This window comes from Paludisphaera soli, assembly GCF_011064595.1.
In the GTDB taxonomy this organism is placed as follows: domain Bacteria; phylum Planctomycetota; class Planctomycetia; order Isosphaerales; family Isosphaeraceae; genus Paludisphaera; species Paludisphaera soli.
In genome coordinates this window covers 158,860-179,640 of sequence record NZ_JAALJI010000001.1, presented here as the reverse complement: position 1 = coordinate 179,640, position 20,781 = coordinate 158,860, and the positions used below count along the sequence as shown (strand labels likewise).

Below are 20,781 nucleotides of genomic sequence, written 5' to 3'. Positions count from 1 at the left end.
ACCCGCCGTCGTCGAACCGGGCGGTCGCGTCGCTGGGGGGTACGAGGATTGGAGTCATGGCGGTCGGCCTCGGTTCGATCGAGTGGGTAGTTCCGGCTGAGGGTTTGAGAGGGCGTCCGGGCGTCGCCTTCGTTCGGCTGGAGTGCGGCCCCGGAGAGACCTCTCGCGATGGTATAAGGATCGGCCCCGGCGGCGGCGAACTTGAACAGCCGTGACGAAAATACCGAAGCGCGAAAGACGTCCGATTCCGGGGCCGGCGCCGCCGCGCCGAAGGCGTCGGATGTGCGGATCACGCGGACCGCCGGCTTTCGAAACCGGACCGCCCGGCCGGACCGGGCGAGGTGCCTGGATCCGGTCGGGCGGTCGAAGTCGGCGGGACGTGGGAGGCCGTCGGTCAACGGCCCCGGAAGAATCCGAGGAAGCCGCCGCGACGAGCGCCGCCGTCCGTGCCGCCGTTGGACCCGGCGAACATCGGCGCGGAGACGCCGGGGAGCGTGCGGCCGGCCTCGTACTGGGCGACCGGGAGGAACTCGGGGGCCTTGCCGGCGAACCGGGTGCTCGACCCGCCGTTGGCCAGGTCGAGCGACTGGACGTTCGCGAGCGTGACGTACGGGTTGTGGCCCGCCCACTGGGAGTCGAGGACCTGGAGGACGTTGAGGGGCGCGAACAGGGCCTCGCCGCCGACGGAGATCCAGTCGGCCGCGGCGGGGTTGGTCTCGTCGACCCGCCCGTCCAGGCCGTACACCAGGTTGTACTCGTAGTGCACCACGCGATCCTTGTCGTCCTGGCCGTTGAGCGAGGATCCCGAGTTGGCGTGGACCTGGATGTTGATCTTCACGGCGCGGGGGCCGCGGCCGGGGATCGACTTGTATTCGGCGACGTACTTATAGATGGCCTGGTTCCAGACTTCGGCCTCGGTGCCCCGGGGGGGGAAGGCCCGCATGTTGGAGAGCAGGGCGATCCGCTCGCCCCGGATGTGGGTTTCGTACATGGCGTGGACCCGCGAGACCTTCCAGTCGGTCGGGTCCGGGCCGGGGCGGGGGGGGCCGGACGGGATGTCGGTCGCGTAGTCGCCGATGCGGTGGTTGAGGTGGTTCTCGCCCAGCTCGGCGTAGAGCGCCTTCAGCTCGTCCTTCGTCAGGCCCGTGCCCGGGGCCGGGATCGGGTCGTTGAAGCGGATCGACGCCACGGCGCCGCCGAGGCAGTGGCCCGGCCAGCGGCTGATGTCGTTGTTCTGCGTGTTGACCGCCTCCCAGATCCGCGCCGAGGTGCCGAAGAGCTGGTCGTACTTCAGCAAGGGGGAGGGTGTCTGGAAGAGGGTGTTGTTGGGGCCCAGCCAGTAGAGGTCGTCATAAAGGTTGGGGAACCAGGTCGCGTCGTCGCCCGCCGCCGGCGTCGTCTCGAGCAGGCCGTTGCGGCCGGCCATGACGATGTCCTTGCCCGGCTCGATGTAGCCGCCGGGGCTGGCGACCCAGACGTCGTCGCCCTTGAGCTGGATGGTGTCGACCCGGGCGTTGCCGCCGGCCCAGGGCTCGTGCAGCGAGTCGGCCTTGGTCGGCCAGTAGTAGAAGTTCCAGGGCTTCTTCAGGCTCTGGGCGTTCTGGATGAACTTGGTCTCGACCTTGTAGGGCTTCTTCGCCCCGGTCACCTTGAAGGTGAACCATCCCTGCTGATCCTCGCCGACCTCCTGGCCGTTGGCCCGGACCGCGCCGTTGGGGCCCTTGATCTCCTCGACGACGCCCTCGGTCGCCTTGATGGTGAGCTCGCCGCCGAACCGCGTCGGGACGTACACCCCGTAATAATGCTCGCCTTCCCTGGCTTCGAGCGAGCCCCCCAAGGGGACGGCCACGACTCGCTCTGTGGCGTCAGCCCGGGCGGACGCCCCATAAAGGGCGACGACCACCCCGAACATCGCACCACCGAGCCGGATGCCGATACGCATGCTGCCTCCCGATACCGGTGTAGAGTTGATGACGCTGTATCCTAATAGTGCAAAGCCCTCGCGAGGACCACCATGTCCCCGTCAGGTAAGGGCTCGTACTCGTCCGCCCCAACAAGACAGCGGCTCCTCACCGAACTTCATCTTGGTTCGGCTTCGAATCCGTCGGGGGACGATCCCATTTCTCCCAGTTCAAGCACCCACCCTCTTGAAACTCGTCAAAGCCCCTAGAGCCCCCCAAGGCGTCATGCTCTCGATTTTCTCAAGATGACTGAACGAGCCGGGAGTCGATGCCGATAACCTGCAGTGGCCACCGCTGGGGTGGAGCATGGACAACGGCCATGATGACCGGTCCTTGCCTCCCGCCACTGACCGAGGCCTGCCGGGCTGTCTCCCGACAACGGAACGGGGACAGGCTTCATCATCCGACCTTCGGGGAGGAAGTTGAAGAACGAACGGGCGGTGGTGTCGGCGATTGGTCGATTTCGACATCGTCCGAAGCCGGACCACCAGCGGGAATGACTGCTCACAAAGTCGATCGAGACGTCGACCGACGACCTCACTCATCACAGAGGACATCGCGATGACCAGTGCGGTTCTAGTTGTTGCCCTGAGTGTCTCGGGCCAACTGTTCCATGCCAGCAACCAGGGTGCTCCGAGCAAGGTCGCCCCTGCTCCCCAGGCCCCTGCGAAAATCGCCCCGGCCCCCCAGGCCCCGGCCAAGATCGCCCCGGCCCCCCAGGCTCCGGCGAAGATCGCCCCGGCTCCTCAGGCCCCGGCCAAGATCGCCCCGGCCCCCCAGGCTCCGGCGAAGATCGCCCCGGCTCCTCAGGCCCCGGCCAAGATCGCTCCGGCCCCTCAGGCCCCGGCCAAGATCGCCCCGGCCCCCCAGGCCCCGGCGAAGATCGCTCCGGCTCCTCAGGCTCCGGCCAAGATCGCCCCGGCCCCCCAGGCCCCGGCGAAGATCGCCCCGGCCCCCCAGGCCCCGGCGAAGATCGCTCCGGCTCCTCAGGCCCCGGCGAAGATCGCTCCGGCTCCTCAGGCTCCGGCGAAGATCGCTCCGGCTCCTCAGGCTCCGGCGAAGATCGCTCCGGCTCCTCAGGCCCCGGCGAAGATCGCTCCGGCTCCTCAGGCCCCGGCGAAGATCGCTCCGGCCCCCCAGGCCCCGGCGAAGATCGCTCCGGCTCCTCAGGCCCCGGCGAAGATCGCTCCGGCTCCCCAGGCCCCGGCCAAGGTCGCCCCGGCTCCTCAGGTCGCCCCGGCCCCCCAGGCCCCGGTCAAGGCTGCTCCTCAGGGTTATTGATTGGTCCCTTACGGGTCGAGTCACCAGGCCAAGCATAGAACGTCGGGCGTCGCGTCTCAATTTGGGACGCGGCGCCCGCGTCGTTTTCCGTCACCTGACTCCGCTGCCACCGCATTTCTTCCCTTCGCCCTCGGTCACAGACAGCGACCCGCACATTCTTGCGGCCTCGCCGGCTGACCCACTCACCCCATCTTTCGGGGACTTTCCGCCTCAGTGCGGATCCCAGGTCGCACGAAATCATCCAACGATGAAATCGGCGGAAATATTCACGCTTTTTCTGACGCACCGTCAGAATGCGACCTAGGGTTGTCCTCAGAGGTTGCATCATAGGCGCCGGGATCCGGAGAGTCCGGAAATTCGTCGAGGCTTCCGACTCGCGCCTGCAGGGATCGACGCGACCTGAGTTCCGCAACTCAAAGGAGTGCTTCGAACATGCAATCATCCCGAAATCGTCCGCTCCCTGGCCGTTCGTCGACGCCCGACCGCCGTTCCCGGCCGAGGCTGGAGGGGCTCGAGGAGCGGATGCTCCTTTACTCCACCCTCGGCGGCGACTGGGTTTACGGATCGAGGATCACCTACAGCTTCGTCCCCGACGGCACGTCGATCGGCGGCGTCCCCAGCAGCCTCTTCCAGTCGCTCAACGCTCGCATGCCCACCGCGACGTGGCAGAGGGAGATCAACGCGGCGGCGGCCGTCTGGCAGGCGGTGGCCAACGTCAACCTCGTGCAGGTCTCGGACAACGGCACGGGCATCGGCGCGCCCGGGAATCAGCAGGGCGACAGCCGGTTCGGCGACATCCGCATCAGCGCCATCCCGCTGTCGTTCGGCACCCTAGGCGCCGCCTACTCTCCCCCGCAGATCAACGGCGGCACGCTGGCCGGCGACATCGTGTTCAACTCGACCACGAGCTGGATGGTCGACGCCCACTACGACCTGATGACGGTCGCGATCCACGAGTTCGGCCACGCGCTGGGCATGGGCCACTCCGACATCGGCAGGGCCGTCATGTATTCGTACTACACGACGGTCAAGCAGACGCTCCACACGGACGACGTCGACGGGATCCGTTCGGTGTACGGCTCCCGCCAGCCGGACTACTGGAACAGCAACGGTCGCAGCAACTCCATGTACTGGCAAGCGGTCAGCCTGGACGGATCCCAGAACGCCGCCAACCAGATCACGGTGGCGAATCTGAACTTGACCAGCCCCGGCCAGACCGAATGGTTCTGGGTGGTGGTCCCCCCGACCAACACCGGGAGTGTCACGGTCGCGGTCCAGTCGACCAACCTAAGCATGCTGACGCCGAGGGTGACCGTCTTCGACGCCTCGCTCAACTCTCGTGGCGACGCCTTCGGGAGTTCCAACAGCACCACCGCGCAGCTCACGGTCCCGGGCGTGACCGCCGGCCAGGGCTTCCTCGTGCGGGCGACCGCCTGGACGGGCGGCTCGACCGGTGCCTTCGCGTTCCAGGTCAACTTCGGTACGACCCCCCTGACCCCGGTCGCCCCGCCCTTCACGACCGTCGCCAGCCAGACCGGGACTGGAGGCGGCCTGAACACGATGACCGACGGCCACGCCGAGGGCGAGGAACACGAGCACGAACACGAGCACGGGCTCGGCACCGTCAAGATCGGCCATCTCAGCGGGCTCGGCGACAGCCTGCACGAGCCGGGCGTCGCGCCGATCTCGCCGACGGCCGCGGGCCTCCTCGCCGCCGGGGCGAACTCCAGGCCGCCGGGCAAGGTCGAGTTCCGCCTGGTGACCGCGGCGGCGGCCGACGCGTCGGCCTTGGGCGGGCTGTCGGGCTTCACCCACGCCGTCTCCCCGGCCTGGGGGTTCGGCCCGATGGACGACGCCTCGCCCGCCTGGGAGTTCCAGGGCGGGTTCGCCGGGTTTTCGACCGTGAGGCGGAGAAGCCCCGCCCGATGACCCGGATCCGCGGCGAAGCGGCGGGCTCCATGCGACTCGCCGCCGCCGACCCGCGGATCCTCGACCGCGACGGGCCTTCGCCCTTACAGCGGTGGACGTGTCGAGAGTCGCTCGGAAGGCGGTGCAACCATGAGCAAGCGGCTACTCGGACGCAAGAAACGATACGGGATCGAATCCCTGGAGAGTCGGCGGACGCCCTCAACGGCGTCCGCCCCCATCGCCCTGGTCGCTTCGGCGGCGACCGGGGGCGCGGTCGCGCCGGCCTTCACGACGTCACCGGCCGACGGCGAGGCCGTCGAGGCCTCGAGAGCGCCGGACGTGCTCGTACTCCGGCTTGAGGGCGCCGGGTCGTCGAGCCTGACCTTCTATGGGATCGCGCTCTACCGCGTCGAGGTCGACGGGACGGAGACCACGATCCTCGACGGATACACCGACGTCGAGGCCCAGCTCGATCCGGCGACCGGGACGATCAGGATCGAGCTGGGAACGCCCCTCGACGTCGGTCGCTATCGCGTCGTCCTCGACGGCGGGAGCGGGCTTTCGCAGAGCCTGGCCCAGGGGCGCTGGGATTGGACCCAGGACCAGACGCTCTCCCAGTTCGAGGTCACGCGAGAGTCCGAGCGCGGCAAGGGGGTCGAGAACCTCGGCGCGATCGGCCCGAAGCTCCGCGTGGCGACCGGCTCGCTGCCGGAGGGTGCGGCGGGGGAGGCGTCGTATCGCATCCAGCTCGCGGGCAACCAGCGACTCTGGCGGCTGGGGCTCCAGCTCGACGCCGGCCGGATCGGGAGCGACCTGCTGGCCTCGATGAGCCTCTACGACGCCGCCGGCCGCCTCGTGGCGTCGGCCCGCGTCGGGGGGGCCGTCCCCCAGGGCGTCCCCAACGACCCGTACCTGTTCGTCGGCCTGCCGCCCGGGGAGTATCAGGTCGTCGTCTCCAAGACGGCGGACCAGCCCGGCGGCGATTTCCGGCTGAATCTGGTCGCCGACCCGGCGACCGAGCCGACGCGCGTGACCGAGTTCACGGTCGACCGGACGAACGGGGCGCCGACGGGCTTCTCGATCGCCTTCTCGTCGCCCATCAATCCGGGCCGCCTGACCCCGGACGCGATCCGCGTCGTCGACGCGACGGGGGCGGTCCACATCGCCCGCCTGTCGAGCCTGGACCCGAGCTTCGCCCGGATGAGCTTCGCCTTCGAGGGCGCCTTGCCGGTCGGTGAGTACCGATTGCTCGCGGAGGGGGACGAACCGCTCGCGGATCTGGTCGGCCGGATCCCGACGGTCGACGGCCTGCCCTCGGCGACCCTGGCCCGCTGGACGGTGGACTCCAATGATTCGTCGACTCGCGGCAAGCCCTCGCGGACCGCTTACGGCCGAGGCGACCTGGGGCTCCGGCCCAGGACGTCGGCCCTGATCCCGCTGACGATCACCGCGGAAAGTTCGCTGGCCTTGCAGACGATCACGACCGGGACGGTCTCGGTCGAGGTGCTCGGGAGCGACGGCTCGACGATCCGAGAGTTGGGCGTCGATTCGTCGAGCCGCGAATACGCGATGATCCTGCCGGCCGGCTCCTACGTCATCCGGCTGACCGCCACGGGACGCGGCCCGGCTCGGTTGTCCTGGCGGATCGACCTCACGAGCACCCCGGCCTCGTATTTCATCGGCAACGCGATCGGGAATCGCGGGATGATCGACGTCCCCATGCGGAGGGATGGGGGCGAGGCCGGCCCGCCTGCGGCACGGACGGGGGCCGCTCCGACCTCGACGACGCCGCGCATGAACTCGACGGCGGCGACGGTCGCGGCGGCCTCGGGCCGGATCGACGGCGCCTATGCGGCGGGTTCGCTCGCCGCGGCGACCGGCTCGACGCCACTGGGGATGCCTTCGACGAGCCGCGACGACGTCCCGGTGGTCGGGCCGACCGTCCCGGGGGGCGGGACCGCCGTCGCCTGGGCCGCGCCGACGGGCCGGGGCCGGGCCATCTCCACCCTGATCCTGAGCCTGAACCAGCAGGCGGACGACGGCCTCGACCGAGGCCCCGCCGGCCTGCCGGAGCCGAAGGCGCAAGCCCCGACGAGCGACGAACCCGTCGCCCGTGCAGCCGGAGACGGCCAAGGCGAAGGCGGAGGCGACGCCTCGGCCCTCCGCCAGGCCGAGCGAGCGGCCGGGCTCTTCCCGGAGGGCTTGCGATGGCTCTTCGACGGACCCGAGGCCGCGCCGACGCCGACCGCCCCGAGCGTCGGAAACCTCGTCTCCCGGGCCGTCGAGCCGGGCGAAGCGGGGCCCCAGGGGCCAGACGGCGCCTCCGACGGCAAGGTCGAGCGGGCCTCGCTCGAGGTGCCGCTCAGCGTGCTCTTCATCACGACCTCCACGTTCCACCTCCGGCGGGCGGCGCTCCGATGGTGGCGGAGGCGCAAGGCCGCGACCGCCGGGCCGCTCGCGGTCCCGGAGCCGAGGCTGTATCGCGGGCCGCGTCGCATGGTCCCCTCGGCCGGCCGTGAACGGTCGGCCGAGCCGCGACGGGGTTGACCCCCGGCCGGCCCCGGCCTCGTCCCGGGTCGAGGGGGTTTCGCGAGGCGGTCGCCGGCCGGGGCCTCGGCACCGCGGCGGGGCGGCATGGGGATCGGCCCCCGAGGCTCCTGGCGCGGCGGCCCGTGGTTTGCGGCGCGCGGTTTGCCTACAGTGGTGGCCGAGCCTCGGCTTCGGCGGGACGACCAAGTCGGGTCTCGCGCCGACCACCCCCTCCGCACACCCACAGGAATCCTTTCATGCGCGTCTGGCCTGGCCGACCATTCCCCCTCGGAGCGACCTGGGACGGAGCCGGAGTGAATTTCAGCCTATTCGCCGAGAACGCCACCCGCGTGTCACTCTGCCTCTTCGACGGGCCGGACTCGACGCGAGAGTCGGCGACGATCACGCTGCGGGAGCAGACCGCCAACGTCTGGCACGTGTACCTGCCCGACGTGGTGCCGGGCCAGCTCTACGGGTATCGGGTCGACGGTCCGTTCGACCCGACGAACGGCCACCGGTTCAACGTCCACAAGCTGCTGCTGGACCCCTACGCCAAGGCGATCGGCCGCGACCTGGAGTGGGACCCCTCGCTGTTCGGCTACCCGCTCGACTCGCCCGAGGCCGACCTGGCCTTCGACGAGCGCGACAGCGCCGAATTCGCCCCGCTGGCCGCCGTGGCCGACACCTCGTTCGTCTGGGGCGACGACCGCGCGCCGCTGACCCCCTGGCACAAGACGTTCATCTACGAGGTGCACGTCAAGGGCTTCACCAAGCTGATGCCCGAGGTCCCCGAGAAGGTCCGGGGCACCTACGCCGGGCTCGCTTCCGAGGCCGCGATCGAGCACATGAAGTCGCTGGGAATCACGGCCGTAGAGCTGCTGCCGATCCATTATCACATCGACGACCAGTTCCTCACGGACAAGGGGCGCGTGAACTACTGGGGCTACAACACCCTGGGATTCTTCGCCCCCGACCCCCGCTACTCGACCCAGCCGAACGACCCGCTGGCCGCCGTGCGCGAGTTCAAGATGATGGTCCGCGCCCTCCACGCGGCGGGGATCGAGGTCATCCTCGACGTGGTTTACAACCACACGGCCGAGGGGCAGCAGCAGGGGCCGACGCTCTCGTTCCGGGGGATCGACAACGCCGCCTACTACCGCCTGAGCCCGGAGGACCCCCGCTACTACATGGACTTCACCGGCTGCGGCAACACGTTCAACATGAGCCAGCCCCACGTGCTCCAGCTCATCATGGACAGCCTGCGGTACTGGGTCGTCGACATGCACGTCGACGGCTTCCGGTTCGACCTGGCGAGCACGCTCGCCCGCGAGCTGTACGAGGTGGACCGCCTCGGGGCGTTCTTCGACATCATCCACCAGGACCCGATCCTCTCGCAGGTGAAGCTGATCGCCGAGCCCTGGGACGTCGGCCCGGGCGGTTATCAGGTCGGCTACTTCCCGGTCCTCTGGACCGAGTGGAACGGCATGTACCGGGACAACGTCCGGCGGTTCTGGAAGGGGGAGGGCGGCACCGTCTCCGAGTTCGCCACCCGCCTGACCGGCTCCAGCGACCTCTACCAGCAGTCCGGCCGCGCCCCCCACGCCAGCATCAACTTCATCACCTGCCATGACGGCTTCACGCTCCGCGACCTCGTCTCGTACAACGAGAAGCACAACGAGGACAACGGCGAAGACAACCGCGACGGGGCCAGCAACAACGATTCCTGGAACTGCGGCGCCGAGGGGCCGACCGACGACCCCGCCATCAACGCCCTGCGCGAGCGTCAGATGCGGAATTTCATGACCACCTTGATGCTGTCGCAAGGGGCCCCGATGCTCCTGGCCGGCGACGAGATCGGCCACACGCAGAACGGCAACAACAACACCTACTGCCAGGACAACGAGCTGACCTGGCTGAACTGGAATCTCGGCGACGACCAGAAGCGCTTCCTCGACTTCACCCGGCGGGTCGCCGAGATCTGGCGCGAGCACCCGGTCTTCCAGCGGCGCAAGTTCTTCCAGGGCCGCGCCCTCCGGGGCTCGGAGATCAAGGACCTCTCCTTCCTCATGCCCTCGGGCGAGGAGATGAGCGACGAGGACTGGAACGCCGGCTTCGTCAAATGCCTGGGCGTCCGACTGGCCGGCGACCTGATCGGCGACGTCGACGAGCGCGGCGAGGGAGTCGTGGACGACACGGCGCTGATCCTGCTCAACGCCCATCACGAGTCGATCCCGTTCACCCTGCCGACCGCCAAGGACGGCCACGTCTGGCGACGGGTCCTGGAGACGTACGAGGACGACCAGGAGCCCTGGATCGGCGAGGGTGGCGTGGTGTATGACCTGAAGGACCGCTCCATGGCCGTGTTCTTCACTCGCGACCTGAGCGAGACCCAGCCCGACCTGTCCGCCAAGCAGGTGCAGGTGCTCCGCCGCGAGGCCAACACGCCGTCGCCGGCCGTTCCCTCGGCGCACAAGACCTCCCACGAGGTCTGAGGGCCCGGACCGTCGCGAGAATCACGACCGAGTGCGGCGGGGCGGGCTAAGGTCCCGCCCCGCCGCCATTTCCCGGCCGACCATCCCGATCGGAGGAATCCCACATGGAAGCGACCCCGCCCACCCCGGCCGCGCCCGAGCCGGACGCCCCGGCTACCTACGCCCGGGGCCTGCTCGCCGCGGCGTTCGAAGAGATCGAGCGCCGCCGCGTCGTGCCGACCGCAACCTACCGCGTGCAGCTCCACGCCGGCTTCCGATTCGAAGACGCCCGCGCGATCGTCCCCTACCTCGCGAAGCTGGGGATCACCGACCTCTACACGTCCCCCTACCTCAAGGCGGCCCCCGGCAGCACGCACGGATACGACATCACCGACCACTCCCAGCTCAACCCCGAGATCGGCGGCGAGGCCGACCATGAGGCGATGCTCGACTCGCTCCGCGAGCACGGCCTGGGACTGCTGCTGGACGTCGTCCCCAATCACATGGGCATCCTCGGCAACGAGAACCCCTGGTGGAACGACGTCCTGGAGAACGGCCAGGCTTCGGTCTACGCGAACTCCTTCGACATCGACTGGGCCGCCCCCGCCCGGCCCGAGAATCGCGGCCGCGTCCTGCTCCCGTTCCTGGGAGGCCTCTACGGGGACGTCCTGGAGGCGGGCGAGATCAAGCTCGGACGCGAAGGCGGGTCGTTCCACGTCGCCTACCACGAACATCGCTTCCCCCTCGACCCGAGCAGCTACCAGGCGATCCTGGAACTGGCCCTCGAGCCGATCCTGGCGGCGACCGGCGCGGAAGATCCCGGCGTGCTCGAATTCCAGAGCATCCTGACCGCCGCCCGGAACCTCCCCGCCCACTCCGAGACCGACCCGGCCCGCATCGCCGAGCGGCACCGCGAGAAGGAGATCGTCAAGCGCCGGCTGGCCTCGCTGTTCGAGGAACAGCCCGCCGTCGCCGAGGCGGTCGACGCCGCGCTCGACGTCCTCGACGGGACGCCCGGCGACCCCCGGAGCTTCGACGCCTTCGACGCCCTGCTGGGCGCCCAGCCCTACCGCCTTGCCTACTGGCGCGTCGCCTCCGACGAGATCAACTACCGCCGGTTCTTCGACATCAACGCCCTGGCCGCCCTCCGCGCCGACCGGGAGGAGGTCGTCCGCGCGACCCATCGCCTGGTCCTCGAAATCGTCGCGAGGCTGCCCGGCGCCGGCCTTCGGATCGACCACCCGGACGGCCTCCTCGACCCGCAGCAGTACCTCGACAGGCTCCAGCAGGCCCTCGTCCTCGTCGTCGCCCACCGGCTCCACCAGGAAGGCCAGCACGCCGAGGCCTTCGCCTGGGCGGACGTCGAGCCCGCGCTGCGCGAGGCCCTGGCGGCCTCCGACCCGCGAGCGGGCCGTCCTCCTCGGCTCTACGTCGTCGTCGAGAAGATCCTCGCATTCGACGAGACCTTGCCCGAGGGGTGGGCCACCCACGGGACCTCCGGATACGACGCGCTCAACCGCATCAACGGCCTGTTCGTCGACGTGTCGAGCGAGGCGAACTTCACGCGCCAGTACGAAGAGCTGATCGACGACGCGACGCCCTACCGCGACATCATCCTGGAGAAGAAGCAGCTCATCATGGACGCCTCGCTCTCCAGCGAGCTGCACGTCCTGGCCAATCAGCTGGAGCGGATCGCGCTGCGGGACCGTCGCGCCCGGGACTTCACGCTCAATTCGCTGCGCACGGCGCTGCGGGAGGTGATCGCGGCCTTCCCCGTCTATCGCAGCTACATCACCCGGGAAAACGTCTTGCCCAAGGACCGGCAGCTGGTGGGGCGGGCCGTGGGCCGCGCCAAGCGCCGCAACCCGCTCCTCAGCCCGGCGATCTTCGACTTCCTCACCCGCGTCCTCCTGGAACGCCCCGAGGGCCCCGATGCCCACCTCGACGACGAGCCCTCGCGGGCCGACTTCGCGGGAAAGTTCCAGCAGGTCACCTCGCCCGTCACGGCCAAGGGGATCGAGGACACGACTTTTTACATCTACAACCGTCTGATCGCGCTGAACGAGGTCGGCGGCGAGCCCGACCACTTCGGCGCCTCGCCCTCGTCGCTCCACCGCTGGTACGCCCGCCGGGCCCAGACGCATCCGTACGCCCTGACGACCCTCTCCACCCACGACACCAAGCGGAGCGAGGACGTGCGGGCGCGGATCGACGTCCTTTCGGAGATCCCCGAGGAGTGGTTCGACGCCTTCGTCCGGTGGGCCGACCTCAACCTGATCCACCAGCGGACGCTCAGCGACGGCAGCCGCGCGCCCGGGCGGAACGAGGAATTCCTGCTCTATCAGACCTTCCTCGGCGCCTGGCCCGTCGGCGAGGCGGACGGCGACGCGCTCGCCGCGTTCCGCGACCGCACCCGGGCCTACATGGTCAAGGCCAGCCGCGAGGCCAAGGTCAACACGAGCTGGCAGAACCCCTACGAGGAGTACGAAGCCGCGCTCGACGGCTTCATCGTCGACGTCCTCGACCGGTCGAAGAACCCCGCGTTCTTCAAGAACTTCCTGCCCTTCCAGCGGCGGGTCGCCCTGCACGGGAGGGTGAACGGCCTGGCGCAGTCGCTTCTGAAGATCGCCGGGCCGGGCGTCCCCGACACCTACCAAGGGACCGAGCTCTGGGACTTCAGCCTCGTCGACCCCGACAACCGCCGGCCGGTCGACTACCAGGCCCGCGAGGCCATGCTCGACGAGCTGATCCGCCGCGCCGAGGAGGCCGGCGACGATTTGCCCGCCCTGGCTCGCGACCTGGCCGAGAACTGCTCGAACGGCCGGGCCAAGCTCTACCTCCACTGGCGCGCCCTTCAAGCCCGAAAGCGGTCGCCCCGCCTCTTCTCCGAGGGCGAATACACGCCGCTCCAGGCGGCCGGACGCCACGAGGCCTCGATCTTCGCCTTCCATCGCAGCCACGAGGGCGCGTCGGCGATCGCGGCCGTCCCTCGGCTCTCGACCCGACTGTCCTTCGACGGCCAGACGCCCCTCGGCGAGGCGGCCTGGGGCGAGACCGTCGTCCGCCTGCCGGCCGAGGCCGCCGGCCGCCGCTACCGAGACGCCTTCACCGGCGCCGTCGTCACGCCCGAGGACCAGGAGGGGACTGTGCCCGTCCCCGCCGCCGTCCTGTTCGCCTCCTTCCCGGTCGCGCTGCTCGTGGAGGAGTGACCCGCGCCCCGGTATACTCGGCGGACCCGGCCGTATGACCCGCGTCTCCGTCCGTCGAGAACCCCCATGATCGAACGGCTCTCCATGCTCGTCCGAGCCGCGGCGACGGCCGCCGCGCTCGGCCCCTGGCTCGTCGCGACGGCCCCCGGCCAGGAAGCCGCGCGACGCCCCAACATCGTCTTCCTCTTCTCCGACGACCACGCCTACCAGGCCGTGGGCGCCTACGGCGACCCGCGTAAGCTGATCGACACGCCGAACCTCGACCGCATCGCCCGCGAGGGGGTCCGGTTCGACCGCTGCCTCGTCCCCAACTCCATCTGCGGGCCGAGCCGCGCCACGGTGTTGACCGGGAAATACAGCCATCTCAACGGCTTCTACAACAACAGCAACAGCCGATTCGACGGGGCCCAGACGACCTTCCCCAAGCTGCTCCGCCAGGCCGGCTACCAAACGGCGGTCGTGGGCAAGTGGCACCTGGTCTCCGAGCCGACCGGGTTCGACTACTGGAACATCCTGCCGGGGCAGGGGATCTACTACGACCCCGACATGATCGAGATGGGCGTGAGCTCCCGACGCACCGGCTACGTCACCGACGTGGTCACCGACGCCTCGATCGCGTGGCTGGAGAAGCGCGACAGATCGAGACCGTTCCTCCTCATGTCCCAGCACAAGGCCCCGCACCGCCCGTGGTCGCCCGCGATCCGTCACCTGGGCCATGACGGCGATCGGACCTACCCCGAGCCGCCGACGCTCTTCGACGATTACGCCGGCCGGACCCTCGCCGAGCGCGACCAGGACATGACGATCGCCGGCACGATGACCCCGAACGACCTCAAGCTCAACGACTTCAAGGAACGCTTCTCGCCCGAGCAGCGCGCCGCCTGGGACGACTACTATCGGCCCCGCAACGAGGCGTTCCGCAAGGCGGGCCTCCAGGGCGACGACCTGATCCGCTGGAAGTACAACCGCTACATGCACGACTACCTGGGGTGCATCAAGGCCGTCGACGAGAACGTCGGCCGGATCCTCAAGTACCTGGACGACGAGGGGCTGGCCGAGAACACGATCGTCGTCTACGCCTCGGATCAGGGGTTCTATCTCGGCGAACACGGCTGGTTCGACAAGCGCTGGATCTTCGAGGAGTCGCTCAGGACGCCCTTGCTCGTCCGCTGGCCCGGCGTCGTGAAGCCCGGGAGCATCGAGCCGCGAATCGTCTCCAACGTCGACTTCGCGCCGACCTTCCTGGAGGCCGCCGGCGTGCCGGTCCCGCCCGAGGTCCAGGGCCGGAGCCTGGTCCCGCTGCTCCGGGGCGAGGCCCCGCCGGACTGGCGGAAGAACTTCTATTACGAGTACTTCGAATACCCCGAGCCCCACCACGTCCGGCCGCATTACGGCGTCGTCGACTCGCGCTACAAGCTCGTCCGGTTCGACGGCCCCGACCTCGACGCCTGGGAGCTGTTCGACCTGAAAGAGGATCCGAACGAGCTCCGGAACGTCCACGACGACCCGGCCCGCGCGCAGGTCGTCGCCGAGTTGAAGCGCGAGCTGGAGCGGCTCCGGCGGGAGTTGAAGGTCCCGCCGAAGCCGCCCCGCGAGGCCTACGGCTCCAGGCCTTTCGAAGGGGCGTCGAAACGCGGCCGTTGATCAATCGTCGGACCGAGCCGCCTTGCGGCGACGACGCAAGGCGGGGTGGACGTCGTAATCCTGGACCTCGGTCGAGCCCATCTCGGCGACCTCTGGACGATCCGGGGCCGGGATCGGGGCCAGGACGACGGCCGAGTGCCCCGGGGCGCGCCAGGGCTGGTCGGCCTCCAGCGGCGGGATGCCTGAGCCGCCGTAGAGGGGATGTTCGCTGAACCAGACGACCGACCAGTCGTGGCCCGGCGGGGGGGCCAGCAGCGGCTCGGTATTCGCCGCCGGGTAGAGATCGCGGCCCAGGTTGACGAGGATCAGGCGGCAGTCGGGGGATTCGCCGAAGAAGCGGATCACGAACGCCTCCGGACCGATGATCGAGCCATGGATGCGGGTCGAATCCTGGGCGCGGAAGATCGGATCCTCCCGTCGCATTTTCAACAGGTCGCGGATCAGCCGAAACTCCGGAGCCTGGCGATAGTCGTCGGGCTCGATGAGCTTCGATTCGAGGAAGGTGGACTCGGCGGTCGGGTCGAACAGGTGCTCTCGGAGTTCCGGGAGCGTCGTGCTGCCGAAGCCGGCGAGTTCCTCACGCCTCCCATCGCGGACGGCCGCCGCCAACTCCTCATGATGGTCGCAGAAGTAGAGGAAGGGGCGTTCGCTCCCCAGCTCTTGGCCCTGAAAGAGCATCGGCGTCTGCGGCGACAGCAGGTGGAGGGCGGTCATCGCCCGGTAACGGCCGGGGCTCGTGAGCGATTTGAGCCGGGACCCCCGCGCCGAGTTGGCGACCTGATCGTGGTTCTCCAGATAGGTCAGGAAACGCTCGGCCGGTACGTCGAGGGCGAAGGTCCCCCGGCGCTTCTGCTGCCACTTGACCACCTGCCCCTGAAACAGGTATCCCCACTTCACGGCCGAGAGCAGCTCCTGCGGGGTTCCGCGGTAGTCGGCGTAATAGGCCTCGGCGCGTCCGGTGGCGGCTACCCGCGCCGCGTGGTGGAAGTCGTCGTTCCAGGCGGCGTCGACCCCGCATCCCCCTTCGTCCGGGGCGCGGATCATCCGCACGTCCTGAGCCTCGTTCTCCGAGAACAGGATGATCGAGCGGCCGCCGGCGGCCTCGCGCGCCAGGCGCGTCAGCGTCGCGACGATGTGCTCGCCCGACGCGTCGTGGATGGCGTGAGTGGCGTCGAGCCGCAGGCCGTCCAGGTGGAACTCCTCGATCCAGTAGGCGGCGTTCGACGCGAAGAACTCGCGGACCGGGCCGGAGCCCTCGCCGTCGAAGTTCAACGAGTCGCCCCAATCGTTGGAACGATCGTTGTGCAGATAGTCGGCCGAGAACGTCGAGTGATACGCTCCGTCGGGCCCGAGGTGGTTGTAGACCACGTCCAGGATCACGGCGAGGCCCAACGCGTGCGCCCGGTCGACGAACCGCCGCATGGCGTCGGGCCGTCCATAGACGTGATAGGGGGCGAAGAGATCGACGCCGTCGTAACCCCAACCGAACGCACCGGCGAACTCCGCCACCGGCATCACCTCGACGACCGTGACGCCGAGGTCCACCAGGCGGGGGAGCCGCTCGACGGCCGCGTCCCAGGTCCCCTCGGCCGTGAAGGTGCCGATATGCAGCTCATAGAGCACCTGCCCGCGCAGCTCCACGCCCTTCCAGGCCGCATCGCTCCAGGCGAACGCCGCCGGGTCGACGACCTCCGAAGGGCCGTGCACCCCTTCCGGCTGGAACCGCGAGGCGGGATCGGGGTAGGGGCCTTCGCCGTCGAGCCGGTACTTGTAACGGGTGCCCGCCGCGAGGCCGGGGGCGAACCCGGAGTGATAACCCTCGGCCTCGGGCTCCAGCCCGACGACCGTCCCCTCGGGCCCCTCGACGACGACCTCGACCCGCTTCCGGCCCGGTGCCCAGACCCGGAAGTGGACGCCGCCGTCCTGGATTTCGGCACCCACAGGGACCCGTCGATCGATTTCCGTCCGTCCGCTCGCCGCATTGGTCTTCGCGATCATGAAACCTTCCCGTGGCCCGCGCGGTCGCCGGGCCCCCAATCCGAGTCGTAGTCCTGGTCATTTCGACGATCCGGCAGAATCGACCGACATCGTAGGCAAGTCTCGTACCCCCCGATTTCCTTTGACGACGCCCCATTGGGGAACGACGATCGAGTTGCGTCGCGGCGCCACCTCATCGACTCGACGATCAGACAAGGACCCGACGATGCGTCAGCCGGTCTCGCCCCTCTCCGCGTGGCTCATCCTGACGCTCGGCCTCGCCGGATGCGGGTCTCCGCCGATGGTCCAGGTCGAGACCGTCGTCCATTCCGACGGCTCCTGCGATCGGTCGATCTGGCAGCCCAGGGATCAGCTGCTCCCCGACGGGGCCTTGCAGCCGCCCTGGAACGCCCGCTGGTCGTCGGTCGCCGATGCGGCCGGGCCGCCCGCGTTCCCGGACGAGGGATCGGCCAGGACCGGCATCCCTTACTTCCATGCCCGGGGCTCGTTCGCCGCCCCGGAGGCGATCCCTTCCCACTTCCGCAAGTCGATCGAGGGGCGTCCCGAGTTCGGGGCGAGCGAATTGACCCGATCCCTCGAACGCGAGGACTTCGGCCTGTTCGCGGAGTATCGCTGGCGCGAGACGGTGACGAACAACGTCACCCGACACGACTTCGAGGAGGCCCGCGACGCCCTCCTGGACGTCGGCCAGGCGTGGGCCGTGGCGGGGGCCCGCTCGGTCTACGGCGCGGAGTTCGACGTCTCCGCGGCGATCTCGGAGTTCGACCGGCGAGGCCGCCCGTTCTTCCGGGACCTGTTCGACGCCTGGTACGCGGCCCTGGCCGCGGGCGACGCCGAATCGGCTTCCAGGGTCCTGAGCGAACGGTTCGTCCTCGCCGTGGAACGGCAGGGCGTGGGACTGTACGACGCGAACGGGGCCGTCGTCTCCGCCGAGGAGGGGACGCGACGCATCCGCGAGCACCTGGCCGGGCGGATCGCCGCGACGTTCCGGCGCCGAGACGGGACGCCCCCGACCGCCGAGCAGGTCGAGGCCGTGCTCGCCAGCCCTTCCGGCCCGCCCTACGCGTCCGCCTGGTCGACCTACCTCGCAAGCCGCAAGGAGGAGTTCGAAGCGAAGATCGTCCCTCTGCTCGTGCGGACGACCGGCTTTTACGCCTACCCGCCGTTCCTCCAGCCCCCCGGCCCCCGCTTCGCCTTCTCGGTCAGGCTGCCCGGCGAGGTGGTCGTCGGCGCCGAGACCAACGGCGAGGTCGAAGCCGAAGGACGGGTCAACTGGCGCTTCGACTCCGGCCGCCTGTTCCCGGGCGGATTCGCCATGACCGCCCGCAGCGTCGAGATCGACGCCGCGGCCCAACGCCGACTGTTCGGCCGGCTGGCGTTCCCGGACGCGCGGTCGGTCCAGGGCGTCCGCGACCTGCTCGCCGAGGACCCCGGTCTCGTCGACGTCGTGCTCCGGGCCGCCCGGGCCGGCGATCCGCGGTTGCTGGACCCCGCGTCGGAACAAAACGAGGGACGAAAGATGCGGCTCGCCCGCCTCAAGGAACTCGTCGACAAGACTCCTTGAGTGGGCGAGCCGCCGTTCTCGGGACGGCGAAGCCCCTCGACGCAGGCCGGGAGACCGGAGCGGGAAAGGGGCGGGCCGGATGATCGGGGTGCGTTCGTCGGGCGTCGGCCTGGTCGCGGACGACGGCCCGGGCGCTGCTGGTTTCAGGCTCGGCGATCTTCAGCCGGACGCGGACGGACCTCCGGGTGGTTCGGCCTAGCGTCGTCGCTTGAGCCACACCATCCATACCGACCGATCGCGATTTTGGGACATCGTTCCGGCTGACGGCCGAAAAAACGCCTGGGACGGCCGAGAATTCGCCGCGCGGCGGGCCCTCGCCGGATGATCGAACTGCGAAAACCCTGCGTTTTCGGGCCTCGAAAGGTATCCGAGCCACGGCGCCCGAAGTGCGATAGGGTGGATCGAATCGAGCACCTGCTCGGGGCAAGCCCTTGGCGCACCGACGCCGGACGGGATCGAATTGCGATCGGCCCGCGCGTCATTCCGATCACCCAGCGATCAAGCGAGACTCCGCAATGAATCTCAGCAACCGTCGAGCGTTCCTGGAGAATTCGGCCGGCCTGGCGGCCCTGGCCCTCCTCCCCGGCGCCCTGAGCGGCCGGGCCCGCGCCCAGGAGGCAGCGCCCTCGGTCGACGCCCTGGCGGCGAAGGCCGTCCGCTTCCTCCGCTCGCGGCAGGACGGCGACGGCGTCTGGTCGGCCGACCGCAAGGAGCCCGGCATCACCGCGCTGGCGGTCACCGCGCTGCTGAAATCGGGGCAGGCGGGGCCGGCCGACCCGGCGGTGGTCAAGGGGCTGTCCCACCTGGAAAGCTTCGTGAAGCCCGAAGGGGGCCTCCCCGACGCCGCGCACGCCAACTACGCCACGGCCGTCGCCCTGATGGCCTTCCACCACGCCAACGCCGACGGCCGCTACGACGCGATCGTGAAGGGCTCGCAGGAGTTCCTGAAGGATCGCCAGTGGGACGAGGGCGAGGGCAAGACCCCGGCCGACCCGTTCTACGGCGGCTCGGGATACGGCGGCCGCAACAATCGGCCCGACCTCTCGAACACCACGTTCATGCTCGAAGCCCTGCGCGAGTCCGGCGTCCCCCCCACCGACCCGGCCTTCCAGCGGGCCCTGGTGTTCCTCTCGCGCTGCCAGAATCTGGACTCCGAGTTCAACGACCAGCCCTGGGCCAAGAAGGTCAACGACGGCGGCTTCATCTACACGCCGGCCAACGGCGGGACGAGCGTCGCCGGCCCCGACGATGACGGCGGCCTGCGGTCCTACGCGTCCATGACCTACGCCGGCCTCAAGAGCCTGATCTACGCCGGCCTGACCCTGGACGACCCTCGCGCCAAGGCCGCGCTGGAGTACATCAAGAACAACTACACGGTCGACGAGAACCCCGGGCTCGGCCAGCGTGGGCTCTATTACTACTACCAGGTCTTCGGCAAGGCCCTCTCGCTGCTGGGCTCGGACACGTTCCAGGACGCGGCGGGCGTCTCCCACGACTGGCGGGCCGACCTCGTCGCCGCCCTGGCGAAGCGGCAAGGGCCGAACGGCGAATGGGTCAACGCGAACGACGCCTTCATGGAAGGCGACGCCAACCTCGTCACCGCCTACGGGCTGATGGCGCTGGCCTCGACGCGCCGGAAGACGGCTTAAGGCGGGATTCCCGGCCTGCGGGGCGGCTCGGGGGGTCTTGTCGCTCCCGTCCCGTCGGCCCCCCGAGACACTCCGCATTCAACTCCACCGATGCGAGATGGAAGGTCTACGGGTGCCACGGCTTCGCCGAACCCGTGTCACCCAGGATCAGCCCTCTCGAAGACCCCGTGTCGGTGGTGTTGAGCGAGGAGTGCCCCTCCCGAACGGGAATTCCGGCGTATCTTGTCGGGAATCCGGTGCATCCTGGGGGTAGGGGCCCTTGCGCCCGGCTCTTTCCCAATGCGACCGATTGATACAACGCCAAGGCGGTCCCGGACTCCAGCGTTCGAGGACATTCCCCAATCCCCCTTAAGAAGATGCCACGGAAGATCATCGTGTGCCATAAGCTCAGAGAAGCCGGGGCCGGCCTGGGATCTCGGCGAAGGCTCGGAGCCGGTCCGAGGCCGATCCGCTGGTTCGGACAACCCGTGGCATCCGAGATCGCCCCCCTCAAACGATCTCCCGTCGGGAAGGTTGAGTGAGAAGTGGTCATTAGCGCCGAACGAAGCCAATTCTCCACTCGGCGTA

At 69.3% G+C, this 20,781-nt stretch carries 10 protein-coding genes; 8 read left to right on the top strand and 2 right to left on the bottom strand.

The window, feature by feature from the left end; translation table 11 throughout:
* Positions 1-394: 394 nt before the first annotated feature.
* Positions 395-1,942 (bottom strand): hypothetical protein, encoded by a 1,548-nt coding sequence (locus tag G6O68_RS00640; protein WP_165243737.1) that lies wholly within the window; start codon positions 1,940-1,942, stop codon positions 395-397.
* A gap of 580 nt (positions 1,943-2,522) precedes the next feature.
* On the opposite strand from G6O68_RS00640, the gene G6O68_RS32275 reads away from it, so the two are divergent.
* The 6 genes from G6O68_RS32275 (at position 2,523) to G6O68_RS00610 (ending at position 15,003) form a co-directional block, all read left to right on the top strand.
* Positions 2,523-3,242, top strand: coding sequence for a hypothetical protein (locus tag G6O68_RS32275; RefSeq protein ID WP_206107978.1), 720 nt, complete (start codon positions 2,523-2,525; stop codon positions 3,240-3,242).
* A 432-nt stretch (positions 3,243-3,674) separates the two neighbouring features.
* Positions 3,675-5,171, top strand: a complete 1,497-nt coding sequence (locus G6O68_RS00630) for a matrixin family metalloprotease (protein ID WP_165243735.1) — start codon at positions 3,675-3,677, stop codon at positions 5,169-5,171.
* Positions 5,172-5,300: 129 nt separating this feature from the next.
* Positions 5,301-7,697 carry a hypothetical protein gene (locus G6O68_RS00625; protein ID WP_165243733.1) on the top strand — a complete coding sequence of 799 codons (2,397 nt, stop codon included), beginning with the start codon at positions 5,301-5,303 and terminating at the stop codon, positions 7,695-7,697.
* A gap of 239 nt (positions 7,698-7,936) precedes the next feature.
* Complete coding sequence (gene glgX, locus G6O68_RS00620; RefSeq protein WP_165243730.1) at positions 7,937-10,171, top strand: glycogen debranching protein GlgX; 2,235 nt, start codon at positions 7,937-7,939, stop codon at positions 10,169-10,171.
* Positions 10,172-10,275: 104 nt separating this feature from the next.
* Positions 10,276-13,359: a malto-oligosyltrehalose synthase gene (gene treY / locus G6O68_RS00615; RefSeq protein ID WP_165243728.1), complete on the top strand. Its 3,084-nt coding sequence runs from the start codon at positions 10,276-10,278 to the stop codon at positions 13,357-13,359.
* Between the two features lie 66 nt (positions 13,360-13,425).
* Complete coding sequence (locus G6O68_RS00610) at positions 13,426-15,003, top strand: sulfatase family protein (RefSeq protein ID WP_206107977.1); 1,578 nt, start codon at positions 13,426-13,428, stop codon at positions 15,001-15,003.
* Here G6O68_RS00610 and treZ read toward each other — a convergent pair whose 3' ends face one another.
* Positions 15,004-16,944, bottom strand: a complete 1,941-nt coding sequence (gene treZ, locus G6O68_RS00605) for a malto-oligosyltrehalose trehalohydrolase (protein ID WP_206107976.1) — start codon at positions 16,942-16,944, stop codon at positions 15,004-15,006.
* 262 nt (positions 16,945-17,206) lie between these two features.
* On the opposite strand from treZ, the gene G6O68_RS00600 reads away from it, so the two are divergent.
* Both G6O68_RS00600 and G6O68_RS00595 read left to right on the top strand, forming a co-directional pair.
* Positions 17,207-18,565: a hypothetical protein gene (locus tag G6O68_RS00600; RefSeq protein ID WP_165243724.1), complete on the top strand. Its 1,359-nt coding sequence runs from the start codon at positions 17,207-17,209 to the stop codon at positions 18,563-18,565.
* Positions 18,566-19,080: 515 nt separating this feature from the next.
* Positions 19,081-20,214, top strand: coding sequence for a prenyltransferase/squalene oxidase repeat-containing protein (locus G6O68_RS00595; protein WP_206107975.1), 1,134 nt, complete (start codon positions 19,081-19,083; stop codon positions 20,212-20,214).
* Positions 20,215-20,781 lie beyond the last annotated feature (567 nt).

Excerpts from the sequence above, each read along its gene's own strand:
- G6O68_RS00640 (WP_165243737.1), bottom strand. The coding sequence starts at position 1,942 with ATGCGTATCGGCATCCGGCTCGGTGGTGCGATGTTCGGGGTGGTCGTC.
- G6O68_RS32275 (WP_206107978.1), top strand. The coding sequence starts at position 2,523 with ATGACCAGTGCGGTTCTAGTTGTTGCCCTGAGTGTCTCGGGCCAACTG.
- G6O68_RS00630 (WP_165243735.1), top strand. The coding sequence starts at position 3,675 with ATGCAATCATCCCGAAATCGTCCGCTCCCTGGCCGTTCGTCGACGCCC.
- G6O68_RS00625 (WP_165243733.1), top strand. The coding sequence starts at position 5,301 with ATGAGCAAGCGGCTACTCGGACGCAAGAAACGATACGGGATCGAATCC.
- glgX (WP_165243730.1), top strand. The coding sequence starts at position 7,937 with ATGCGCGTCTGGCCTGGCCGACCATTCCCCCTCGGAGCGACCTGGGAC.
- treY (WP_165243728.1), top strand. The coding sequence starts at position 10,276 with ATGGAAGCGACCCCGCCCACCCCGGCCGCGCCCGAGCCGGACGCCCCG.
- G6O68_RS00610 (WP_206107977.1), top strand. The coding sequence starts at position 13,426 with ATGATCGAACGGCTCTCCATGCTCGTCCGAGCCGCGGCGACGGCCGCC.
- G6O68_RS00600 (WP_165243724.1), top strand. The coding sequence starts at position 17,207 with ATGCGTCAGCCGGTCTCGCCCCTCTCCGCGTGGCTCATCCTGACGCTC.
- G6O68_RS00595 (WP_206107975.1), top strand. The coding sequence starts at position 19,081 with ATGAATCTCAGCAACCGTCGAGCGTTCCTGGAGAATTCGGCCGGCCTG.